Source organism: Ruegeria sp. AE4 (genome assembly GCF_056542185.1).
Genome location: NZ_JBQFZK010000008.1, coordinates 45,843 through 64,292, shown reverse-complemented (window position 1 = coordinate 64,292; position 18,450 = coordinate 45,843). Strand labels below are relative to the sequence as shown.

19 protein-coding genes are annotated in these 18,450 nt (G+C 57.6%); 3 read left to right on the top strand and 16 right to left on the bottom strand.

Annotated elements, in window-relative coordinates; genetic code table 11:
• Nucleotides 1–48: 48 nt before the first annotated feature.
• The 7 genes from ACR0EK_RS11785 to ACR0EK_RS11755 all read right to left on the bottom strand — a co-directional run bounded on the left by ACR0EK_RS11785 (nt 49) and on the right by ACR0EK_RS11755 (nt 7,032).
• Nucleotides 49–693 (bottom strand): DUF1523 family protein, encoded by a 645-nt coding sequence (locus tag ACR0EK_RS11785; RefSeq protein WP_480488151.1) that lies wholly within the window; start codon nt 691–693, stop codon nt 49–51.
• 10 nt (nt 694–703) lie between these two features.
• Nucleotides 704–970, bottom strand: coding sequence for a hypothetical protein (locus tag ACR0EK_RS11780; protein ID WP_480488153.1), 267 nt, complete (start codon nt 968–970; stop codon nt 704–706).
• A 1-nt stretch (nt 971) separates the two neighbouring features.
• A complete protein-coding gene (locus tag ACR0EK_RS11775; protein WP_480900045.1) occupies nt 972–2,309 on the bottom strand; it encodes a DUF6638 family protein in 1,338 nt (445 codons plus the stop codon).
• Entirely contained in the window at nt 2,306–2,764 is a 459-nt protein-coding gene (locus tag ACR0EK_RS11770) for a hypothetical protein (protein ID WP_480488156.1), read from the bottom strand. Before ACR0EK_RS11770 ends, ACR0EK_RS11775 begins: the two co-directional genes overlap by 4 nt.
• Nucleotides 2,761–4,692 (bottom strand): AAA family ATPase, encoded by a 1,932-nt coding sequence (locus ACR0EK_RS11765; RefSeq protein ID WP_480900046.1) that lies wholly within the window; start codon nt 4,690–4,692, stop codon nt 2,761–2,763. Before ACR0EK_RS11765 ends, ACR0EK_RS11770 begins: the two co-directional genes overlap by 4 nt.
• A gap of 55 nt (nt 4,693–4,747) precedes the next feature.
• Nucleotides 4,748–5,866, bottom strand: coding sequence for a hypothetical protein (locus ACR0EK_RS11760; RefSeq protein ID WP_480773968.1), 1,119 nt, complete (start codon nt 5,864–5,866; stop codon nt 4,748–4,750).
• An 86-nt stretch (nt 5,867–5,952) separates the two neighbouring features.
• The gene (locus tag ACR0EK_RS11755; RefSeq protein WP_267365200.1) at nt 5,953–7,032 is read right to left on the bottom strand and encodes a coiled-coil domain-containing protein; all 1,080 of its coding nucleotides are present in this window, start codon (nt 7,030–7,032) and stop codon (nt 5,953–5,955) included.
• Nucleotides 7,033–7,318: 286 nt separating this feature from the next.
• On the opposite strand from ACR0EK_RS11755, the gene ACR0EK_RS11750 reads away from it, so the two are divergent.
• On the top strand, nt 7,319–8,794 hold the full coding sequence (locus tag ACR0EK_RS11750) for an NAD-dependent succinate-semialdehyde dehydrogenase (RefSeq protein ID WP_480900048.1): 1,476 nt from the start codon (nt 7,319–7,321) through the stop codon (nt 8,792–8,794).
• Nucleotides 8,795–8,962: 168 nt separating this feature from the next.
• Here the strand turns inward: ACR0EK_RS11750 and ACR0EK_RS11745 are convergent, their stop codons facing one another.
• From ACR0EK_RS11745 to ACR0EK_RS11715, 7 genes are all read right to left on the bottom strand, one after another.
• A complete protein-coding gene (locus ACR0EK_RS11745; RefSeq protein WP_480900049.1) occupies nt 8,963–9,889 on the bottom strand; it encodes a DMT family transporter in 927 nt (308 codons plus the stop codon).
• 170 nt (nt 9,890–10,059) lie between these two features.
• Nucleotides 10,060–10,527, bottom strand: coding sequence for an Hsp20 family protein (locus ACR0EK_RS11740; RefSeq protein ID WP_480900051.1), 468 nt, complete (start codon nt 10,525–10,527; stop codon nt 10,060–10,062).
• A 122-nt stretch (nt 10,528–10,649) separates the two neighbouring features.
• Complete coding sequence (locus tag ACR0EK_RS11735) at nt 10,650–11,465, bottom strand: trypsin-like serine peptidase (RefSeq protein ID WP_209507230.1); 816 nt, start codon at nt 11,463–11,465, stop codon at nt 10,650–10,652.
• On the bottom strand, nt 11,462–12,253 hold the full coding sequence (locus tag ACR0EK_RS11730) for a trypsin-like serine peptidase (protein ID WP_480900053.1): 792 nt from the start codon (nt 12,251–12,253) through the stop codon (nt 11,462–11,464). Before ACR0EK_RS11730 ends, ACR0EK_RS11735 begins: the two co-directional genes overlap by 4 nt.
• A gap of 120 nt (nt 12,254–12,373) precedes the next feature.
• A complete protein-coding gene (gene glcF / locus ACR0EK_RS11725; protein WP_480773966.1) occupies nt 12,374–13,687 on the bottom strand; it encodes a glycolate oxidase subunit GlcF in 1,314 nt (437 codons plus the stop codon).
• A 4-nt stretch (nt 13,688–13,691) separates the two neighbouring features.
• Nucleotides 13,692–14,792, bottom strand: a complete 1,101-nt coding sequence (locus ACR0EK_RS11720) for an FAD-binding protein (protein ID WP_480773965.1) — start codon at nt 14,790–14,792, stop codon at nt 13,692–13,694.
• Between the two features lie 49 nt (nt 14,793–14,841).
• Nucleotides 14,842–16,281 (bottom strand): FAD-linked oxidase C-terminal domain-containing protein, encoded by a 1,440-nt coding sequence (locus ACR0EK_RS11715; RefSeq protein WP_480900055.1) that lies wholly within the window; start codon nt 16,279–16,281, stop codon nt 14,842–14,844.
• Nucleotides 16,282–16,361: 80 nt separating this feature from the next.
• On the opposite strand from ACR0EK_RS11715, the gene ACR0EK_RS11710 reads away from it, so the two are divergent.
• Both ACR0EK_RS11710 and ACR0EK_RS11705 read left to right on the top strand, forming a co-directional pair.
• Complete coding sequence (locus ACR0EK_RS11710) at nt 16,362–17,072, top strand: DUF599 domain-containing protein (protein ID WP_480507274.1); 711 nt, start codon at nt 16,362–16,364, stop codon at nt 17,070–17,072.
• A gap of 35 nt (nt 17,073–17,107) precedes the next feature.
• Nucleotides 17,108–17,455, top strand: coding sequence for a hypothetical protein (locus ACR0EK_RS11705; protein ID WP_480900095.1), 348 nt, complete (start codon nt 17,108–17,110; stop codon nt 17,453–17,455).
• Nucleotides 17,456–17,458: 3 nt separating this feature from the next.
• Here the strand turns inward: ACR0EK_RS11705 and ACR0EK_RS11700 are convergent, their stop codons facing one another.
• On the bottom strand, nt 17,459–17,944 hold the full coding sequence (locus ACR0EK_RS11700; RefSeq protein WP_480914384.1) for a flavodoxin family protein: 486 nt from the start codon (nt 17,942–17,944) through the stop codon (nt 17,459–17,461).
• A gap of 1 nt (nt 17,945) precedes the next feature.
• Entirely contained in the window at nt 17,946–18,416 is a 471-nt protein-coding gene (gene rlmH / locus ACR0EK_RS11695) for a 23S rRNA (pseudouridine(1915)-N(3))-methyltransferase RlmH (RefSeq protein ID WP_480914382.1), read from the bottom strand.
• Nucleotides 18,417–18,450: the final 34 nt, after the last annotated feature.

The following is an 18,450-nucleotide window of genomic DNA, read 5'->3' as shown; positions in this document are numbered from 1 at the left end:
ATCTTTGGTCCTACGGGCGTGCCACAAACACGCCCGTGACGTTAAGGCCTATTTCGATTTCCAGCTGTCCAGCCAGCGCTGAAATCTGTTTCGGCGTTCTTCAATCGCGTCACCGGCCGCATAAAAGCCGTCTTCCACATTCTCGATCATCGGATCAATTCGGGCCTTTCGGAACCTGCGCCAGCGCACCCAAACCGCCCAGACCAGCGCGGCGAAAATTGTCAGGAAAATGATGTTGAACCAGGGAATGACCTGCACATCCGGCCCTTCCACATGTTTGATGAAAATGGCGTTGGGAAAGATCGACATGAACTCGTTTCGCCATCCGTAATGGGTCACGACCACCCATTTCGGGTTTTCCTTGGTCGATTTCGCATCATTGGCTTCGGTGTAAAGGTTCGCCGTGTCGAACTTGAAGTAGGGTGGCCACCCCCACCCGGTGTCTTCGTTTCGGTACACGATCGGCTTGCCATTTTCGCGCACGGCCTGAATGAATTGCACATCCCGGTTGGACAGGCTGGTGGATTGGTCTTCGGGTTCGGACCAGAAAATCCGTGTCCAGTCGTTCAGATCCTGCCGCTCTTCGTAGGTGTTTACGATACGCACAACATCATGTTGCGGCAGCGAGTATTGCAGGACCGCCGCGATCGTTCCCCAGAAGATGATGATGAACGCCCATTTCACATAGGCCATGCCTAAACCCTCACATGTAATTCACGATGTAGATCAGCGCGCCAATCGCCACCCATGGCACAATATAGACACCCAGGATCAGTTTGCGCCGGAACGAATTGTCATACACATGCAATCCGCGTTCGACAAAAGCGTCCTTGTTGCCCGTCTTGCCCTTCTCATCCCACCAGCTTTCCAGTTTGCGACGGCGTATCCCGCGCGAGTAGAAAGACAGCGCGGCATAGGCGATCGTCTGGATCACCAACAAGATCAGCAAAAGGCGCAATAACCCGAACATTTCAGCCTTTCCTTACCGAACCCCACGGACCGACCCGCGCGATTATGTCATCGCTGACCCGGTCTTCGCCGCTCATATCCGGCTCATGGCCGAACAGCGCGGCACGGGCCCCTTGCTTGTCCACCTGATACTCGCGCGCGAGGAAGTCGGCAACATAGGCTTTCTTGCTCTCGGGCCATCTGGAATAGGTGCTATAGAACAGCTCTTTGTGGCAAATGAACATCTGGCGCGGGTCCAGCGGGGCCAGTTCGGCCAGCAGCATGTTCACCAGATCACGGTTCGGCGTGTCAGCGGCGCGCAAAGTGTAGAAATAAGCCGGATGATCCGACGTGATACGCGGCCACGGCCCCCCGTCGCTTGCCCAGCGCAACAGTTGCGCAAGGCCGTGATAGGCTTCGGGCAAGCCATCCGAGTGATTGCGCGCCAACCGCCGCATATCGCTTCGGTCCAGCCCGGTCAGGTCGACATCCGCATCCGCCGCCGCATCGACAGTCAGGAAATCCATCTTCTGCTGCAGGATTGCGGCGGCGTCTACACCGCGCGCCTTGACGATGGGTTCGACCAGATCATTGTAATCCAGAAACTTTGCAACCTGGTTCCGCTGCGACGGGTCAAAAACGTATTTGATCGGCAAATCGTCAGGCTTGTCACCCATACAGATCGCCGCCGGGTGATCCAGGTCCGGGAACAGGTACAGCCCGCCGAAATGCGCCGTCCAGAAGTTGCGTTGCTCAAAATCCGTGTGGCGCAGATGGACGGGGTTGCGCGTAACGTCGCCGGTCTCCTTGGCGGTCTCGATCATCCTGGCGATCAGCACATCGTCGAACCAGGCGTCCTCGGCGGTTTTGAACTGTTCGACCATGCCCGCCAGCTGCTGCGCCTTACGCAAGGTGCCGCCTGCGGTGTCGGCCTCAATCTCGATCTTGCGCAGATTGAACAGATCGTGGGGACTGCTGAGTTTGAAGACCGAGTTCACCAACTCTCCGGCCACGGCATCGGTGGCGGTCAGGGCAAACAGCTGCGCCTCGTTCATCTCGATGAACTCGCGCAGGATATCGCGCGAGGTCGAGAACTTGACGTTCAGCAAAGGCGCGCGTTTCTGCTCGGTCGTCAGCAGGATGAACTGTCGGTTGACCCCATTGGGGTTGAGGTAGAGCGGGTCGTCCAGCTCAATCCCCACTTCCGGCGAATAGCCCGAGATATCGACATGGAAATCCCTCAGCGCCGTGGTCTTGCCCGCCAGATGCTGCAGCGCGCGGTTATACCGCTCGACTAAGGCCGGGCTGGAGATGTGGACGAGGTTGCCGAACATCAGGCCTTTTTCGATAAGGCGGATCATTGGCGCTCTTTCTGTTGGGTAATCGTTTCTTCGATGTTCCAGAGAAATTCTTCCTGTTGAGCCATTCGGACCAAATTATGTTTCGAAAACATGTCACTATTGCCGGAACGTCGACGGCTGATCGAAAGCGTTGCCAGACAAAACAAGAGACTCAAGACCAGTATTGCCCACACTCCAACAATTCCGGACATAATAGAAACAAGAACAATGAATATGGAAACTGCCCACATGCTTAGAAAGTAGTCTAAGCTCTCTACACCTCCCGTCAAAACGATTGATACCACTACTGGGACAAAAGGGATGATTGTGAAAAACAAAGCCACAGTAATCAATACTGCGCGAAGCCTAAGTCGATTTAGTTTTTCTGAACCTGTTTTTCCTGTCCACCAGCCAACAAGGCAGGACACCACCATGCTGGAAACGACGAACATAAAAACTTCCAGACCGCCGGTCACACCTTCCCCTCCAGATACCGCCGCTTGGCCTCTTCCATCCGGCCCATCTCGCGGACGGCGTTTTCGATTGCGACCTCATCGCTCTTGTCGGCATAGCGGAACTCGCTGTCGGCGTAGCGGTTGATTTCCTGCATAACCATCTCGACCGTGATCGGCTGGCGCAGATCCTCGATCATGGCCTTCTTGGTGTCGTAGTCGCGGAACAGGAACAGGTCGGGGTTCTCCATCCATTCGTCGGGCAGTTCGAAATCCATCGCGCGGACCTTGACCGCGTCGGTGATGTTCTTGATCGCGCGGCCGGTGAACCGCTCATCCGCCTGCTGGATCGCCTTGAGGTATGTGCCCAGCTTGGCGATCGTGTCCATTTCGCCGATCTTGCCAGACACCCGGTCATAGACCTGCAGCAAAGCGTCCTCATGCGGGCGGGAATGGCTTTCGAAACTGGCGGCGACGGCCTTTTTGATTTCCTGCGCGGCATAGGCCTCGTGTTCGCCCAGCGGAATGTCGTGGTTGCGGCCCATCAACAGGTGCAGGATGTCGATGTAATCCTCGCGCGTCTGCGGCCCATCGACCAGGAACCGCGCGCCCGCCCGCTGGCGCAGGGCGTCGTCCACATTCTCAGGGTAGTTCGAGAACATACCAAAGGTGCAGTTGCCGCGCACGACGGTGTTGGCACCGGCAAAGCTCTCCATCAGTACGGCGGTGATCTCCAACTGCCCGGCTGACGACTGCCGGTCACCGCGCTTACCCGCCAGCTGGTCGATATCGTCGATGGTGCCAAAGCCGATGACCGAGGGGTCGATGATCGTGTTGATAAACGCCTTGGCGTTCTGGCCGGATTTGCCCTGATAGCTGTCGATATTGTCGGTGCTCAGGTTCTGATAGCGGAACGGATAGCCTGCGTTCTGGCAATACTCGTTGATCAGCCCGGCCATCATCTGGATCAGCGTGGTCTTACCGGTGCCCGGCTTTCCGTCACCCATGAAGGTAAAGATGAACCCGCCAAGTTCCGCAAACGGGTTCAGGCGGCGGTCGAAATCATAGGCCATCACCATCTTGGCCAGCTTCATCGCCTGATATTTGGCGATATGGTTGCCGACCACTTCGTTCGGCTTCTTGAACGTCATGGTCAAGGTGGTGGATTTGGCCTTGGAGGCCGGCTCGAACCCCCGGATCGTCAGATCGTCGGCCTCGATATGCCAGGCTGCGTTCTGGAACGGGGCCAGGTAACCTGCGGACCCTGCGCGCAGGGCTGACTTCTCCATCAGTTGCTCGGCATAGGCACTGGTGGCGGCGATCAGGTGGGCATCGTCCGAGGCGTATTTGGCCAGCGTCTGGTCCAGTTCCCACAACGCGCCGTGCAGGGCAAGTTGGCCGTTGTCTGTCAGGACCTCTTCGATCTCACCAATATCAACCGTGGTCTCACCCAGATGCGAGGACAACAGATAGGCCAGCGCATTGCCGAACGTGTGCATCGTGATCAGCGCTTCGGCTGTCAGAACCTCCGAAAACTCGGTCTTCCGCGCGGCGGGCAGATCCCCGGCAAGGTTTGCGCGTTTCAGATCCGCAAGCGGGGTCTGTTCCGCATAAGTGTCGGCCACGGCCAAAGCGATTGCGATGGCGCGGCGGATCGCCTGTTGTGCAGTTGCCTGCGGCGGCGAAACCAAGGCGTCACCATCGTCCGAGGCTTCGATCCTCTCAACCAGATGCACCCCGTCTGCGCGCACGGTCCGGCGTGTCACCAACCCCGGTGTCGTCGAGCGAAACCGCCGACCAGTCGAAACACCTGGTGAGCGTTCAACGGTAGATTCCACGGCTTTGGCGATCCGCGGCGCGTGTTCGAACCCGTTCAGCAAAGCGGTCGCTGCCGGATAATGCTTGCGAATGTCGTCTTCGCGCAATTCCATCTGATCTGACGTCAAACTCATCTAACAAACCGCCCTTGCTTCATCTTTTCAAAAATACTCTCGCCGAAGGCGAAAATTAGTACCTCAATACCTGCCCGGCATTGCTGACGACGAACTTGCGCACATCTGCAAACCCCGGCGGGTTACGTTCGGCCAGCACCTGAAACGGGCGCTGTGGCAGGATGATCGACCGTTGGGTGCGGGTGGCGCCGGTTTCGGCCCCCTGCCCGCCGAAAGGATCCAGCGCAAAGACCTCGCGCTCGACAGTTGAAAACCAGCCCGCGCGCTCCTCGATGACCTCTTCGCTGTGCAGCTCTTCGGTTGTCCAGGCCAGCGCCCAATCCTGCCCTTGCGGAGATTGCGCATCCTCCAACACCTGCCGCAAAGGGCCGGATTGTTCGGTATAGGCCGAGGAATACATCGGCCCCACATGGATTCGACGAAGGTGTTTGGGATGCAGGTCATCGAAATCTTGATCAAAGCCCTTGGCGATGGTCACCAATTTCAGACCGCCCAGCGATTGCGCCATCAGATGTGCCTGCACCTCGGGCCAGCGGCGTTGGTCCTTGGGCAGGGCGGTTTTGCCTGTGTCCTCCAGCTGCATCAGATAGATGACGGGCAGGTTGACCTGACTGTCATAGACCGCCCAGTGGATCAAGAACTTGCGCCGCTCGCCCTCATTCCCGATCCAGTGACATTCGGGATCGTTGCGGGCCCAGAACAACTGACCCTTAAGCAACTCTTCGTAATAAAGCCTTTGCGACAGCGCAAATTGCAGCTTGGTTGGAATTTCCCGGTCGCCAATGATCGTGCGGACCATGTCGGTTTTCAGGTCATCTTCCGAGGGCATATTCGCCAAATGCACCTGCGCCTGTTGCGCGTCATTGGCCATGGTCAGCAACTCGGCAGCCACCGGAAACCCGCTGTCGCGCTTGTCCATGGCGAGGCTGCCAAAGAACCGCCCCGTATCGCGCCCAACCAGCAGGTATTTCATGCTAAGCGCGCGAAAGGTGTAGAGCAGCCCCGAGAGGTAGCGCGACACGATCCGCACCTCTTGCTTGCTAATCGCGCCCTCGGCCTCCATCGTCGCCGCCACGCGCAACAGGTGGACGGTGATCACCTCGAATTTGCGGAAATACCGGCGCGAGGCGAAAGTGTCGGTCAGGCCAACATGGTCTTTGGTGGGGTTACTCATTGGCAGATTTATTACACCCGTTTGTGCGGCATTGCTGAAACCGCCAAGGCAAAAGAAGAACTTCCGAGATTAGAGGTTGAACCACCTCATCCCCCATACAAATTCTTATCATGCTTCTCGACAATCGAGGCAAACCGGCGGGCAAAGCGTTCATCCGCCTTGGCCTTTTTCTCCAGCACATCGCGAGCAAAGACCATGTGGTCCTCGTGTGCCTCAAGCATGTCGGCCATCTTCTGGTTGGTCGCGGTGCCGATGGCGGCCATCGCCGTCTGCGCCTCTTGGTCCGTCTGCACACCGATCTCGTTGATGCGGTGGGCCACGTCCTGCTGCTGCGCGGTTTTCAGCGATTTGGTCAGGGCGTCATACAGCACCACGCGCTGCTGCGTGTCTGTCTGCAGCTTGTTGATCAGCACCATCTGCGTCGCCGCCTGGTTCTGCAGTGAATCGACCCAGGTCTTACCCTTTTCGATATAACGCTCCAGCGTCTGAGACTTGGCCAACTTGACCTGCTCTTCCTGAACCTTGGCGTTGTATTGCTTGTTCAGCTCGGCCAGCTGAGTTTCCAGCTGGGTGCGCGCGGCGGCGTCCTGTTCGACACTGATCTTGTTTTCCAGCGTGATAATCGCCGGGTCCATGCCCTGGATCTCGGCCCGCAGTGCTTCCAGTTCGGCCACGGTTGCCTCGCGATCGTCCAGCGTGCCTGTCAGGTTATCCTCGACCTTTACGCGTTGCTCTTCCAGCACAGTCAGCTGCCCTTGCAACAGCTTCACGATCACATCGGATTTGGCGATCAGGTCCTGCAATTTGTCGTCGATATTGGCCGTTCGCATCCGCTCTTGCCGGAGCGACTCGGATTTTCCCTTGGAAAAGATGCCGACAAACGACTCCCACCCGGTTTTCGAGCGCATCTCGTCGAAATCCTTGGAAAACGCGTTGGTAACATCGTCCAGACCCATGATCAGCTCGGCGATGTTGGCGTTCATCACCTCAGTATGGGCGTGAACATCCTCAAGCGTGGCATTTTCGATGTCGATATCGGCCTCGGCCGTTCCAATCTTGGCCCGCGCCGCTTCGATCCGCGAGGTCAGCCCCTCAATCTGCGACTGGCTTTCGCGCACTTTCGTTTGCGTTTCTTTGATAAGCGCTTCGAATTGCTGGTTCGACATCTCTGCTGTCCTTTTTTTCTTTAATTACCCAATAAGATAGGGAATGTTACGGTCATTTACATCCCCTTGAGTCCAAAAATCACGCAAACTCTGGCAAACTTGGGGTGGAAAGGAAAGCCACGTGATCGCAACCTGACGTAGAACTCAACGCTGCGACTATGCTGCAACGATTGGGTCTGAAAATAATTTGATCAAATCTGGGCTGATCGACCCGCATCGGTGGACATAGACAAAGCCCTCAACACCTGATTGGGTGCGGCAACTCAACTTCTGCGCGGAGAATGACATGCTGGACGCAACGACCGATCTGAAATCAATTCTGAAGAATCCTGACTTGCTTGTAACCAAAGCCTATATCGGTGGTCAGTGGGTGGACGGTGACAACGGAACTTTCGACGTGACCAACCCGGCCCGGGGCGATGTGGTGGCCAAAGTGGCCGATGTCAGCCGAGCGCAAGTCGCCGGAGCAATTGCACAGGCCGAAGCCGCGCAAAAGGAATGGGCCAAGTTGACCGGCAAGGAACGAGCGGTGATCCTGCGGCGCTGGTTCGACCTGATGATGGAGAACGCCGAAGATCTGGGCAAGATCCTGACCGCGGAGCAGGGCAAACCACTGGCTGAGGCCATCGGCGAAGTCGGCTATGGTGCCTCCTTCATCGAATTTTTCGGGGAAGAGGCCAAGCGCGTGTATGGCGAGACCATCCCGGGGCATCAGCGCGACAAACGGATCATGGTGCTGAAACAGCCCATTGGTGTGGCGGCCTCGATCACACCCTGGAACTTTCCCAACGCCATGATCACTCGCAAAGCAGGACCTGCGCTGGCGGCGGGGTGTGCTTTTGTTGCCCGCCCGGCGGCAGAAACGCCACTTTCCGCGCTGGTTCTGGCGCTTCTGGCGGAACAAGCCGGCGTGCCAGCTGGTGTGTTCAACGTGGTGCCTTCTTCCCAGGCCAGCGAGATCGGCAAGGAGTTCTGCGAAAACCCCGGCGTACGCAAGCTGACCTTTACCGGCTCGACCGAGGTGGGGCGCATCCTGCTGCGGCAAGCTGCTGATCAGGTCATGAAATGTTCGATGGAACTGGGCGGCAATGCACCCTTTATCGTGTTTGATGACGCGGATCTGGATGCTGCAGTCGAAGGCGCGATGCTGTGCAAATTCCGCAATAACGGCCAGACCTGTGTCTGTGCCAACCGCATCTATGTACAGGCCGGTGTTTATGACGCGTTCGCTGCCAAACTGAAAGCGGCGGTCGAAGCCCTGAAAATCGGCGACGGTCTGGCCGAGGGCACCACAACCGGCCCGCTCATCAATGCCGATGCGGTCGCCAAGGTGGAAGAGCACATCAAGGATGTCACGGACAAGGGCGGCGCCGTTCTGACCGGCGGCTTGCCTCACGATCTGGGCGGTACGTTCTTTCAGCCGACCATCGTGACCGGCGTGACTCAGGACATGATGGTGGCGCAGGACGAAACCTTTGGCCCGCTGGCACCGCTGTTCAAGTTCGAGAATGAAGATGACGTGATCGCAATGGCGAATGACACGATCTTTGGCCTAGCCTCGTATTTCTATGCTAAGGATCTGAGCCGCGTCTACAAAGTGGCCGAGGCGCTGGAATATGGCATTGTCGGCGTGAACACCGGCATCATCTCGACCGAGTTGGGCCCGTTCGGCGGCGTCAAGCAATCTGGTCTGGGCCGCGAAGGCAGCCACCACGGCATGGAAGACTATCTTGAGATGAAATACGTCTGCATGTCGGTCTGATCTGGGGGGCCATCGCCTTGGGGCGGTGGCCATTCTGCCCTCGGGCGAGGCGTTGTTCTGGTCAATCGGATCGTTGACGGCTGGGCAATGAGCTGATTTCACCAAACATGAATTCCCTGCGGGCAAGCTTCGTGGGGACTTTTCTATAGGCCCGATCCGATCCCAAACTTAGGTCTTTTCGTCTTTCGCTATCACGGTCGTTACGGTGCGCGTCACCCGACTTTTGGTGATTGCAATCGCCCCTATGACCAAGGCACAGGCTATGGCTTGCGCAGTTGTGATCGCTTCTCCAAACGCAAAGAACCCGACTGCAAACATTGTGGGCAATTCAATGCTTCCAACAACCGCAGTTTGAGAAGCGCCGATCAGCGGCGAACAGATCGTGTAGACAAGCTGCGGCACAAGCGCCGTGACCAATCCAATTCCAATGATCAGAACCCAATCGGACTGACCGTCAGGAAGCAGCGTGGAAACGTCTGCATTCAGCATCAAAGGCAAAAGCCCTAGAACCGATCCCAGAGACACCGAAGCAATGCGTGCAAGTGGCGCAATTCGGGACAACCTGTGGACCAGAACAGAAATCCCGAAGCCAAAACCAAATGGCGCCGCCAGCGAGATTAAAAGCGTAGGAATGTGCTCGACCGGAACGGATGCTGGCGAGCCGGCTATGATGGCAGCCAGAATGATGAGGCCAGACGCAAGAAACGCGCGCCTTGTGGGAGTATCGGCGAACAAAGCCCACGCAATGATCAACGTGAAAACCGGATATGTCATATACAGCACGCCCACCGTCGATGCGGGCAGTGTCTTTAGTGCTGTGACATATCCGATCCAGCCAAGCCCCATCACCACTCCGACCGCAAGACCCCAACAAATCTCGCGCCAGGCTTTTCGATGTACGACGAGAACTGGCAGTAACAAAACAGCTGGAACGATGTAGCGATAGAATGCGACCGCGAAAGGTGCAACGCCCTGCTCAGTCAGCCCCCTACTGAAATAGGGAACAAGCCCGAAACAGATTGAAGCAAAAAGAACGCCAACAACCGCAAGCGGTTGCGGAATAGCCGGTCTGGTCTGCGTGGATGTCGTCGACATCTGCAAGTTCTAGCACAGGTTCGCGATGAGTGTAGCCGAGTTAACCGGACCCACGCTTTGATGAGCATAGGCGCTGACATCAAAAAACAACGCCCCGCGTCTGGAGGAACGCGGGGCGCGGGTGTTGCGGCAGTCCGGGAGGAGGAGACTGCCGCTAGGCTTTCAAAGCCTCAGTTCACGGCCTTGGCGTCAACCACATCTTTTTCGATGGCTTTAGCCGAGGTAATTTCGATCCGGCGCGGTTTCAGGGCTTCGGGCACTTCTCGCTTCAGGTCGATGTTCAGCATTCCGTTTTCATGGTTTGCGCCGGTGACACGGACGTGATCAGCTAGCGCAAAGCGACGTTCGAACGCGCGGGTTGCGATGCCGCGATGCAAATAGCTGCGGCTCTTGTCCTCGGATGCCTTCTTACCGGCAACAACCAGCGAGTTTTCTTTCACTTCAACGGACAGGTCGCTTTCCGAAAAACCGGCAACGGCCACCGAGATACGGTAGGTGTCGACATCGGTTTTTTCGATGTTGTAGGGCGGATAGCTTGGCTGTGCCACATCATTGGTCAGAACGCGATCCATCATGTCGGCGATCTGGTCAAAGCCAATGGTTGCGCGGTGCAGCGGTGCAAAATCAAATGTACGCATGTGTCATATCCTCAGTCTTGAGCGATTCACGATCTGGCCCTCCGGCTGGACGGACCAATGTTAATGACGGACCCCGTTGTGGCGATCCGATATCAGTGACATGGGAAGCGATTTGACCGAGTTCAACCCCCGCCGGAGCTGATGAATTTCGCGCCAGACCCTGACGCACCGGACCCAGCCTGTAACCGGCGGATCGTAGCCGTTGGTTTTGGCGCATCGCGCCGCATGATGGACTTGAGCTCGGCCACGACCTCGTCAAGCTCCATGCCGAACCCCACCTTTCTGCGACCGTTCGTGCCTACCGCTGAAACCACGGACAAAACCTGCCAGCGCGAACCGTTTTTTGCCAGAATGGCGGATCCGGAAGACCCGAAGGTGACGTCGCAATCAAAAGTGATCAAGCCTTGCCTGCGATCCAAAACGCGGCACGACCTTTCCCGCGTGATCGCCTCGGATCGTCCGCGCCCATATGAGGCTATGCTGATCTCGTTTCCTGAAACTCGCCCGCTGTGCAACACGAAAGGATCGGCAATCGAATACGGGATGGGCTCATTCAACCGCATCAGGGCGACGTCCATCCGAACGCCTTCGTGCGAAAGCGGGTTATTTGAAGCGTAGCCGGGCAAAACCGCAATCTGCGTGACCTGACGCTCGGCCAACGCGCTGCCGTTGCTCAGACCCGCACGAAACGTGATGTCTTCGGGCGCGTATGTTTCCCCGGTACGACGGTCCACAGCACAATGGGCAGCGGTCAGCACCATGTCCTGCGCGATCAGCGTACCTGTGCAATAGGACGCTTCGCGCACATCCAGCCGCCCGATTGCTTCCCAACCGTAAAGGTCGTCCCGGTCTGTCAGCTTGCGTTTGTTGGCTTGCGCATGGGATGCGGTCGCCAGAACACTCAGGCCCAAAAGCAGGCTTATGAAGACCTTGGTCATGGTCGGACAAACCTTGCACCGACGTTCTTGCCCGTCCCCGAACCGGAGGTCGACAATCCAAATCCGTGCCCGGCAGACAGCTCGTCGCGCAGCAATTGCAGCGAATGTTCAACCGCAGTCCCGATCGCAACGCTCTGGCCATCCATGCTGGCCTTTGCCGCCACAACCGACACGATCTGAGGGCGCGTGCCTGTAAAAGAAAAAACCGGTGCTCCTGAAGACCCGAAGTCGACGTCGCAAGACATGATCATAACGCCTGCCTGCCGGTTCATGACCGAACAAACCTGTTGCAACGATGGCGCTTCTGAGCGGTCATGTGCATAAGACACCACGCCCACTTCCGCACCCCGGCGCGGCTGATCTCCTGATTCAAACGGAATGACCGATGTGTTGCGGATCGGCTGCCAAAGCTCGATCAGGGCGACATCCGCGCCGACACGGTCCGTCGACGACTCGGCACTGAATTGATAATCCGGGTGAATTACAGCTTGTCTTGCCGTTCGATAAGCCAAAGCACGCCCCAGCCGCCACCCGGCCAGAAATTCGATATCGGACGGGTTCACCCGCTGCCCGGACACCTTGTCGAACAGGCAGTGCGCCGCTGTCAGCACAAGGGTTGGCGACACAAGCGTTCCGGTGCAGAACCCTTTTCCGGCAATATCCAGACGCCCGACAGCCATCCATTCGCGCCCGGAATCCGAGGTCTCCAGGCTTTCCAGCCTAGTGTCCTGTGCTGTAGCCGTCATCGGCAAAGCACAAAGAACAATCGCCTTAATCCAGTTGCGCACTCGGGTCTCCGGGGACTCACTCTGAGGCTTTTGTCCTACGTGTCACGTTGGGCAAAAATAGGGCGATCGGAGTCCAGGTGAATTTCCTGAGGAAATGATGCGGGGCGGCATCAGAGTGGCTTATCGCAAAATAGGAACAGAATCTCCTGCCCGTTGCAACGCGGGTGGTTTCGGCCCCCCTGTTGCCCAATCCAGCAACTCGACCGTATGAACGACTGGCACTTGGGTGCCGGACCCGATTTGCATCATGCAACCGATATTGCCTGCTGCGATGATATCAGGTTTCTTGACCTCAAGTGTCCTGATTTTACGCTGCTTCAACTGACCCGAGATTTCCGGCTGCATCAGGTTGTAAGTCCCTGCGCTACCGCAGCACAAATGGCTGTCGGCAGGCTCGACCACTTTGAACCCGGCACGTTTCAGAAGGTCTTTGGGATAGGTCTTGATCTTCTGCCCATGCTGCAGCGAACAGGCTGCGTGATACGCAACTGTAAGGTCCTGATCACGCCGTTCGGGTAGACTCAGCTTCATAACCAGCTCACTGATATCCATCGCGATACCCGAGACCCGCGCAGCATCGACCGAGAGCGCGTCGTTCCGGAACATATGCCCGTAATCCTTGACCGTCGTCCCACAGCCTGAGGTATTGATCACGATGGCGTCCAATCCGCCGCCGTCCATCTCGCGAATCCAGGCCCTGATATTGGCGATTGCGGCTGCGTGGCTGTCTTTCACCTTGCCCATGTGATGGGTCAGCGCTCCACAACATCCTGCACCCTCAGCCACCACAACCTCACATCCCAGCCGGGTCAGCAGACGGATCGTGGCGTCATTAATGTCAGTATTCAGCGCTTTCTGTGCGCAGCCCGTCATCAGCGCCACCCGCATTTTCCGCTCGCCTTCGGGCGCAAAGCTTTGAGGGTCATCGTTACGGCTGACCGGCGGAATGTTCTTGGGCGCCATGTCCAGCATGGCACGCAAACGGGCATCTGGCATCAAAAACCGGAACGGGCGACCCAGTTTCGCCCCGATCAGCGCCCAGCGAAAGCGCATCGGATAGGGCAGGATCTGTGCCAGAACCCAACGCAAAATACGATCCGCCAAAGGGCGTTTGTAATTCGCCTCGATATATTCCCGCGCGTGATCGACCAGATGCATATAGTGCACACCTGATGGGCAAGTGGTCATGCAAGCCAGACAGGACAGGCACCGATCGATATGTTTGACCGTCTTTTCATCGGGCTGCCGCTCGTTTTCGAGCATATCCTTGATCAGATAGATGCGCCCGCGCGGACTGTCCAACTCGTCGCCAAGAACCTGATAGGTCGGACAAGTCGCCGTGCAGAATCCGCAATGGACGCAATTGCGCAGAATTTCGTTCGAGCGCTTGGTTGCCGGGTCTTGCAGCTGCCGTTCTGAGAATGATGTCTGCATAAACCTATCCCATCAGCCCCGGATTAAACAATTCACGTGGGTCAAACTTAGCGCGCAACCCCTTTGTCAGGCTCGAGACGGCCACGTTTTCCGGTTGAAAACGCCCCAGTCGCGCGACTGTTTCTGCATCCGCTCGTACAAGTGTCGCGTGGCCAGAAAACACACCTAGACGCGCGCGCAGATCCGTACCTTTCGGGACGCGCAGCCAGACAAGCCCACCGCCCCAGTCGAAAAGCAACTGATCCGCTTCGGCACGCGCTGAAACTTCGGCCGCATCTCCGGGTTTTACTGAAAGCCGCCAGACATCCCCGTCCTGCCCCTGAAACGGATGAGCATCGCGGATACCAGCCCACAGCGTGTCTGCATCCGCTTCCTCTGAAATCTCTCCAAACCGGGACAGTTCAGCCGCCAACTTGCCTGTGCGATATGCGACCGCGTCCGTGAAGCCTTCGACCCTAAGCAGGGCTTTCCCGGCGTCGGGATCATACGCGGCCCCCGTTACTTCGAACGGCGATCTCAGCGCAGCGGACAGAACCCGAACCGCAGTTCCAGCTTCCCGGACCCCAACAGATAATGTTGCCACCCGTTCCGGTTTTGGAAGCACCTTCAGCGAAACTTCGGTCAAAACTCCTAAAGTACCCCAGGACCCGCCCATCAATTTGACCAGATCGTACCCGGTGACGTTCTTCATGACGCGGCCACCGTTCTTGATCACCTGCCCGCGCCCATCGACATAGCGTACCCCCAGCAGAAAATCCCGGCAGGCCCCGGCCTGAATCCGTCGCGGGCCCGAAATATTGGCCGCGACGACGCCGCCAATGGTCGGTTCACCTTGTGTCCCCAGCAATCCGCGATGATCCATCGGCTCAAACGCGAGGTGCTGGCCCTCTGCTTCCAGCGTCGCCGTGATCTCGGCCAAGGGCGTCCCCGCCCGTGCAACAAGGGTCAGCGCCCCGGGTTCGTATAGCGTAATACCGCGCAAAGCTCCGGTTTCGATTTCCGCATACGGGCTGGCAATTCCACGCGTCCCGCCTCCGACAATGCGTACAGGGTTTTCTAACCCGACCACCAGCTTTGCCAGATCGGCCTCAGTCTCAGGTCTCATTGGCTTCATCTTTTCCAAAATACTCCGGGGGCAAGGGGGCAGCGCCCCCTTATTCTGCAGCCATACGCCGCGGCTCCGACACGTCGAGCGGAAACACTTTGGCCGCGTTCAGCAGCCATTTGGGATCGAAAACGTCCTTAACCGCCATCTGCGCCTCAAGATCGGCAGGTGAATATTGATGAGACATCAGATCCCGCTTTTCGATCCCCACACCATGTTCCCCAGTCAGACAGCCGCCCTCGTCAACACACAGCTTCAGAATCTCTGCCCCAAAAGCTTCGCATTTTTCCAGATCGCCGGGTTTGTTGGCATCGAACAAGATCAGCGGATGCATATTTCCGTCGCCCGCGTGGAACACATTTCCGACCGGCAACCCAAACTCCCCACTCAATTCTCCGATACGACGCAGAACGGTTGGTAGGGCTGACACCGGGATCGTGCCATCCAGACACATGTAATCGTTCAATTGTCCCATGGCACCGAATGCAGATTTCCGACCCAACCAGATCTTGGCGCTTTCCTCGGCCGACTGGCTTTCGCGCAATTCAACCGGGTCATGGCGTTTTGCTATCTCGATGATTTTCGAAAGCTGAAAATCTATTTCAGCGTCAGACCCCTCCACTTCGACGATCAGCAGCGCGTTGCAATCGGGATACCCGGCATGGGCAAAGTTTTCGCAGGCCCTGATGCACAATGTATCCATGAACTCGATCGCGACCGGCAATATGCCCGATTGGATGATGTCCGAGACACACTGCCCCGCAACCTCATTGTCATTAAAACCCATCAGGACCGGTCGTGCGCCCTCGGGCTTGCGAAGAATACGCAACGTGGCCTCGGTCACCACACCCAGTTGACCTTCGGACCCACATATGACGCCCAACAGGTCCAGACCTGGTGCATCCAGATGCGCACCACCGATTTCGACAACGCTGCCGTCCATCATGACCATGGTCACGCCCAACAGGTTGTTTGTTGTTACCCCATATTTGAGGCAATGCGCTCCGCCCGAGTTCATCGCGATATTGCCAGCAATGGCACAGGCCAGCTGTGAAGACGGATCGGGGGCGTAGAAGAAATCCTCTTCCTCGACCGCACCGGTAACGCTTAGATTGGTGCGACCCGTCTGTACTTTGATGAAGCGGTTGTCATAGTCGATTTCCAACACCTCATTCATCCGTGCGACGCCCAGAATGACGCAATCCGCGGTCGGCAAGGCTCCACCGGCCAGTGAAGTGCCCGCGCCGCGCGGCACCACAGGCACGTTTTCGTCATGACAAATGCGCAGAACATCCGAAACCTGCTGTGTGCTTGACGGCAGCACGGCCAGCATTGGCGGGCATCTATAAGCCGTCAAGGCGTCACACTCGTAAGCGCGGGTTTCGGCGGGGTCGTGGATGATCGCCTCTTCGGGCAGAACCCGCGACAGCCGCGCAACAAGCGCAGATTTCCGGCTCAGAACATCCGGGCTTGGCTTTGGCATCTCCATGGCGCTCCTCCTTTTGGTAAAGTAATATTACCAATTTATCGCGCTGGCAAGTTCCCATGCCCGGCCTTACTGTCGCGGTCATGACCTGGATCGAACGTGCCGCTCTTTTTGCCCCTCTGGACTATGCATCGCTGCTTCTGCTGCTGGTTGCTTGGCTGTGGATTGGGTGGAAAATTGAACATCCGTCACCGCAGAGGCAATCCGTAGCCCTTATGATGGACGATTATCGGCGCGAATGGATGCGCGAGATGGTGACCCGCCAACCGCGCATGTTCGACGCGCAAGTCGTGGCGGCCATGCGGCAGGGCAGTACATTTTTCGCGTCGACCACGATGATTGCCATCGGGGGCGGGCTGGCCCTGCTGGGCAATACCGAAAGACTGGCAGGCGTCGCAATTGACCTTGCCATCGGCAGTGTCCCGGCAATGGTCTGGGAGATCAAAATCCTTTTCGTCGTATTGCTGCTGGCCAACGCATTTCTGAAATATGTCTGGGCGCACCGCCTTTTCGGATACTGCGCCGTGTTGATGGCTGCAGTTCCCAATGACCCCGAAGACCCGCAAACCTATCCCCGCGCCGGTCAGGCGGCTGAGATCTGTGTCACCGCCGCGCGCAGCTTCAACCGTGGTCTGCGCGCCACTTATTTTGCACTGGCGTCGTTGGCATGGTTTCTTGGACCTGTCGCGCTCATTTTGGGTACAGCGGTCACGTTTGGCGTCTTGTATCGGCGCGAGTTCGCCTCACACTCCCGGGAAATACTGATGGCCCGAGCCGCTAGCACGGATACGTGATACCGATGCGCTATCCCACTGGTTACACTGGTGCGATGCGATACTTGATTCTCTGCGCCATGTTGGCGAGCCCCGCCCTTGCCGACCCGCCAACAATCGAACAGGTCCGCACCAGTGCAAACGGTGATACATGGCGGTTCGATGTGACGATCCGGCATCCCGATACGGGTTGGGATCATTACGCCGATGGCTGGCGTGTTCTGGATATGGATGGAAACGAGTTGGGAATGCGCGTCCTGCTCCATCCTCACGAAACCGAACAACCCTTTACCCGCTCTCTGGGCGGGGTGGTCATTCCCGATGGCATGACACAGGTGCAAATTCAGGCACGGTGCATCGTCGATGGATGGAATGAAGGCACCACAGTGGTTAACCTGGATTGACCCTCAGAAAATTCCCATGGCCAGACCCGCACCCAAAGCGGCTCCTGTCTCGCGGCATTGATCCAGCTGGTCTTGCGGGATTGTCTTTTCGGCCAAAATGGTCTCGGGCGTTTGCGCATGGGTGCAGATGATCAGCGGAGGCTGAACAGCTTTCAATCGCCAACCAGTGGCTATCCGTGCGATCTGACGGGCGGCATTCTCGCCATCCGATCCCGCGCAAATCATCTGCGCATAGGGTCGGCCTTCTATTTTGCCCAGCACCGGGTAGTAGCAGCGGTCGAAGAATTCCTTCATCAGACCCGAAATTGCCGCCAGATTTTCAGGCGCGCAAAAGATGTAGCCATCGGCAGCCAACAGATCTTCCGGCCAGGCTTGATCGGCTGGCATAAGCTTTGTGTCAGCCTCACCTCGCGCGGCTTCGGCCGCGGCTTCGGCCATCTGCCGGGCACCGCCTGTGCGCGAGTGGTAGACAATCAGTAGCTGCGCCATGTCAGACCCGGTGATAGGGGCCACCTGACAGAATGGTCGCGGCCCGGTAAAGTTGCTCGGCCAGCATCACACGGGCCAGCATATGGGGCCAGACCATCGACCCGAATGAAATGGAAAAATCCGCCTCGGTCCGCAGAACCGGGTCAATTCCATCCGCACCACCGATCACAAATGCCAGGTCCTGCCGACCCGCGTCGCGCCAATCACCCAGCTTTTTCGCGAAATCGGGCGAGGACATGACACGCCCCCGTTCATCCAGCGTGCACAACACCGCCCCTTTGGGCAGGGCCTTACGCAGCAGCGCGGCTTCGGCTGCCATCCCTGCGTTTTTCTTGTCTTCAACCTCGATCACCTGCGCAGGCCCAAGGCCCAGCGCACGGCCGGTCCGGTCAAATCGGGTCAGGTAATCGTCAAGCAGTGTCTTCTCGGGTCCGGCGCGCAATCGCCCGACCGCAACTATGCTGATACGCATGTCTCTCTCGCCTCCGGCCTGTTAATGCAGGCCG

Excerpts from the sequence above, each read along its gene's own strand:
- ACR0EK_RS11785 (WP_480488151.1), bottom strand. The coding sequence starts at position 693 with ATGGCCTATGTGAAATGGGCGTTCATCATCATCTTCTGGGGAACGATC.
- ACR0EK_RS11780 (WP_480488153.1), bottom strand. The coding sequence starts at position 970 with ATGTTCGGGTTATTGCGCCTTTTGCTGATCTTGTTGGTGATCCAGACG.
- ACR0EK_RS11775 (WP_480900045.1), bottom strand. The coding sequence starts at position 2,309 with ATGATCCGCCTTATCGAAAAAGGCCTGATGTTCGGCAACCTCGTCCAC.
- ACR0EK_RS11765 (WP_480900046.1), bottom strand. The coding sequence starts at position 4,692 with ATGAGTTTGACGTCAGATCAGATGGAATTGCGCGAAGACGACATTCGC.
- ACR0EK_RS11760 (WP_480773968.1), bottom strand. The coding sequence starts at position 5,866 with ATGAGTAACCCCACCAAAGACCATGTTGGCCTGACCGACACTTTCGCC.
- ACR0EK_RS11755 (WP_267365200.1), bottom strand. The coding sequence starts at position 7,032 with ATGTCGAACCAGCAATTCGAAGCGCTTATCAAAGAAACGCAAACGAAA.
- ACR0EK_RS11750 (WP_480900048.1), top strand. The coding sequence starts at position 7,319 with ATGCTGGACGCAACGACCGATCTGAAATCAATTCTGAAGAATCCTGAC.
- ACR0EK_RS11745 (WP_480900049.1), bottom strand. The coding sequence starts at position 9,889 with ATGTCGACGACATCCACGCAGACCAGACCGGCTATTCCGCAACCGCTT.
- ACR0EK_RS11740 (WP_480900051.1), bottom strand. The coding sequence starts at position 10,527 with ATGCGTACATTTGATTTTGCACCGCTGCACCGCGCAACCATTGGCTTT.
- ACR0EK_RS11735 (WP_209507230.1), bottom strand. The coding sequence starts at position 11,465 with ATGACCAAGGTCTTCATAAGCCTGCTTTTGGGCCTGAGTGTTCTGGCG.
- glcF (WP_480773966.1), bottom strand. The coding sequence starts at position 13,687 with ATGCAGACATCATTCTCAGAACGGCAGCTGCAAGACCCGGCAACCAAG.
- ACR0EK_RS11720 (WP_480773965.1), bottom strand. The coding sequence starts at position 14,792 with ATGAGACCTGAGACTGAGGCCGATCTGGCAAAGCTGGTGGTCGGGTTA.
- ACR0EK_RS11715 (WP_480900055.1), bottom strand. The coding sequence starts at position 16,281 with ATGGAGATGCCAAAGCCAAGCCCGGATGTTCTGAGCCGGAAATCTGCG.
- ACR0EK_RS11710 (WP_480507274.1), top strand. The coding sequence starts at position 16,362 with ATGACCTGGATCGAACGTGCCGCTCTTTTTGCCCCTCTGGACTATGCA.
- ACR0EK_RS11705 (WP_480900095.1), top strand. The coding sequence starts at position 17,108 with ATGCGATACTTGATTCTCTGCGCCATGTTGGCGAGCCCCGCCCTTGCC.
- ACR0EK_RS11700 (WP_480914384.1), bottom strand. The coding sequence starts at position 17,944 with ATGGCGCAGCTACTGATTGTCTACCACTCGCGCACAGGCGGTGCCCGG.
- rlmH (WP_480914382.1), bottom strand. The coding sequence starts at position 18,416 with ATGCGTATCAGCATAGTTGCGGTCGGGCGATTGCGCGCCGGACCCGAG.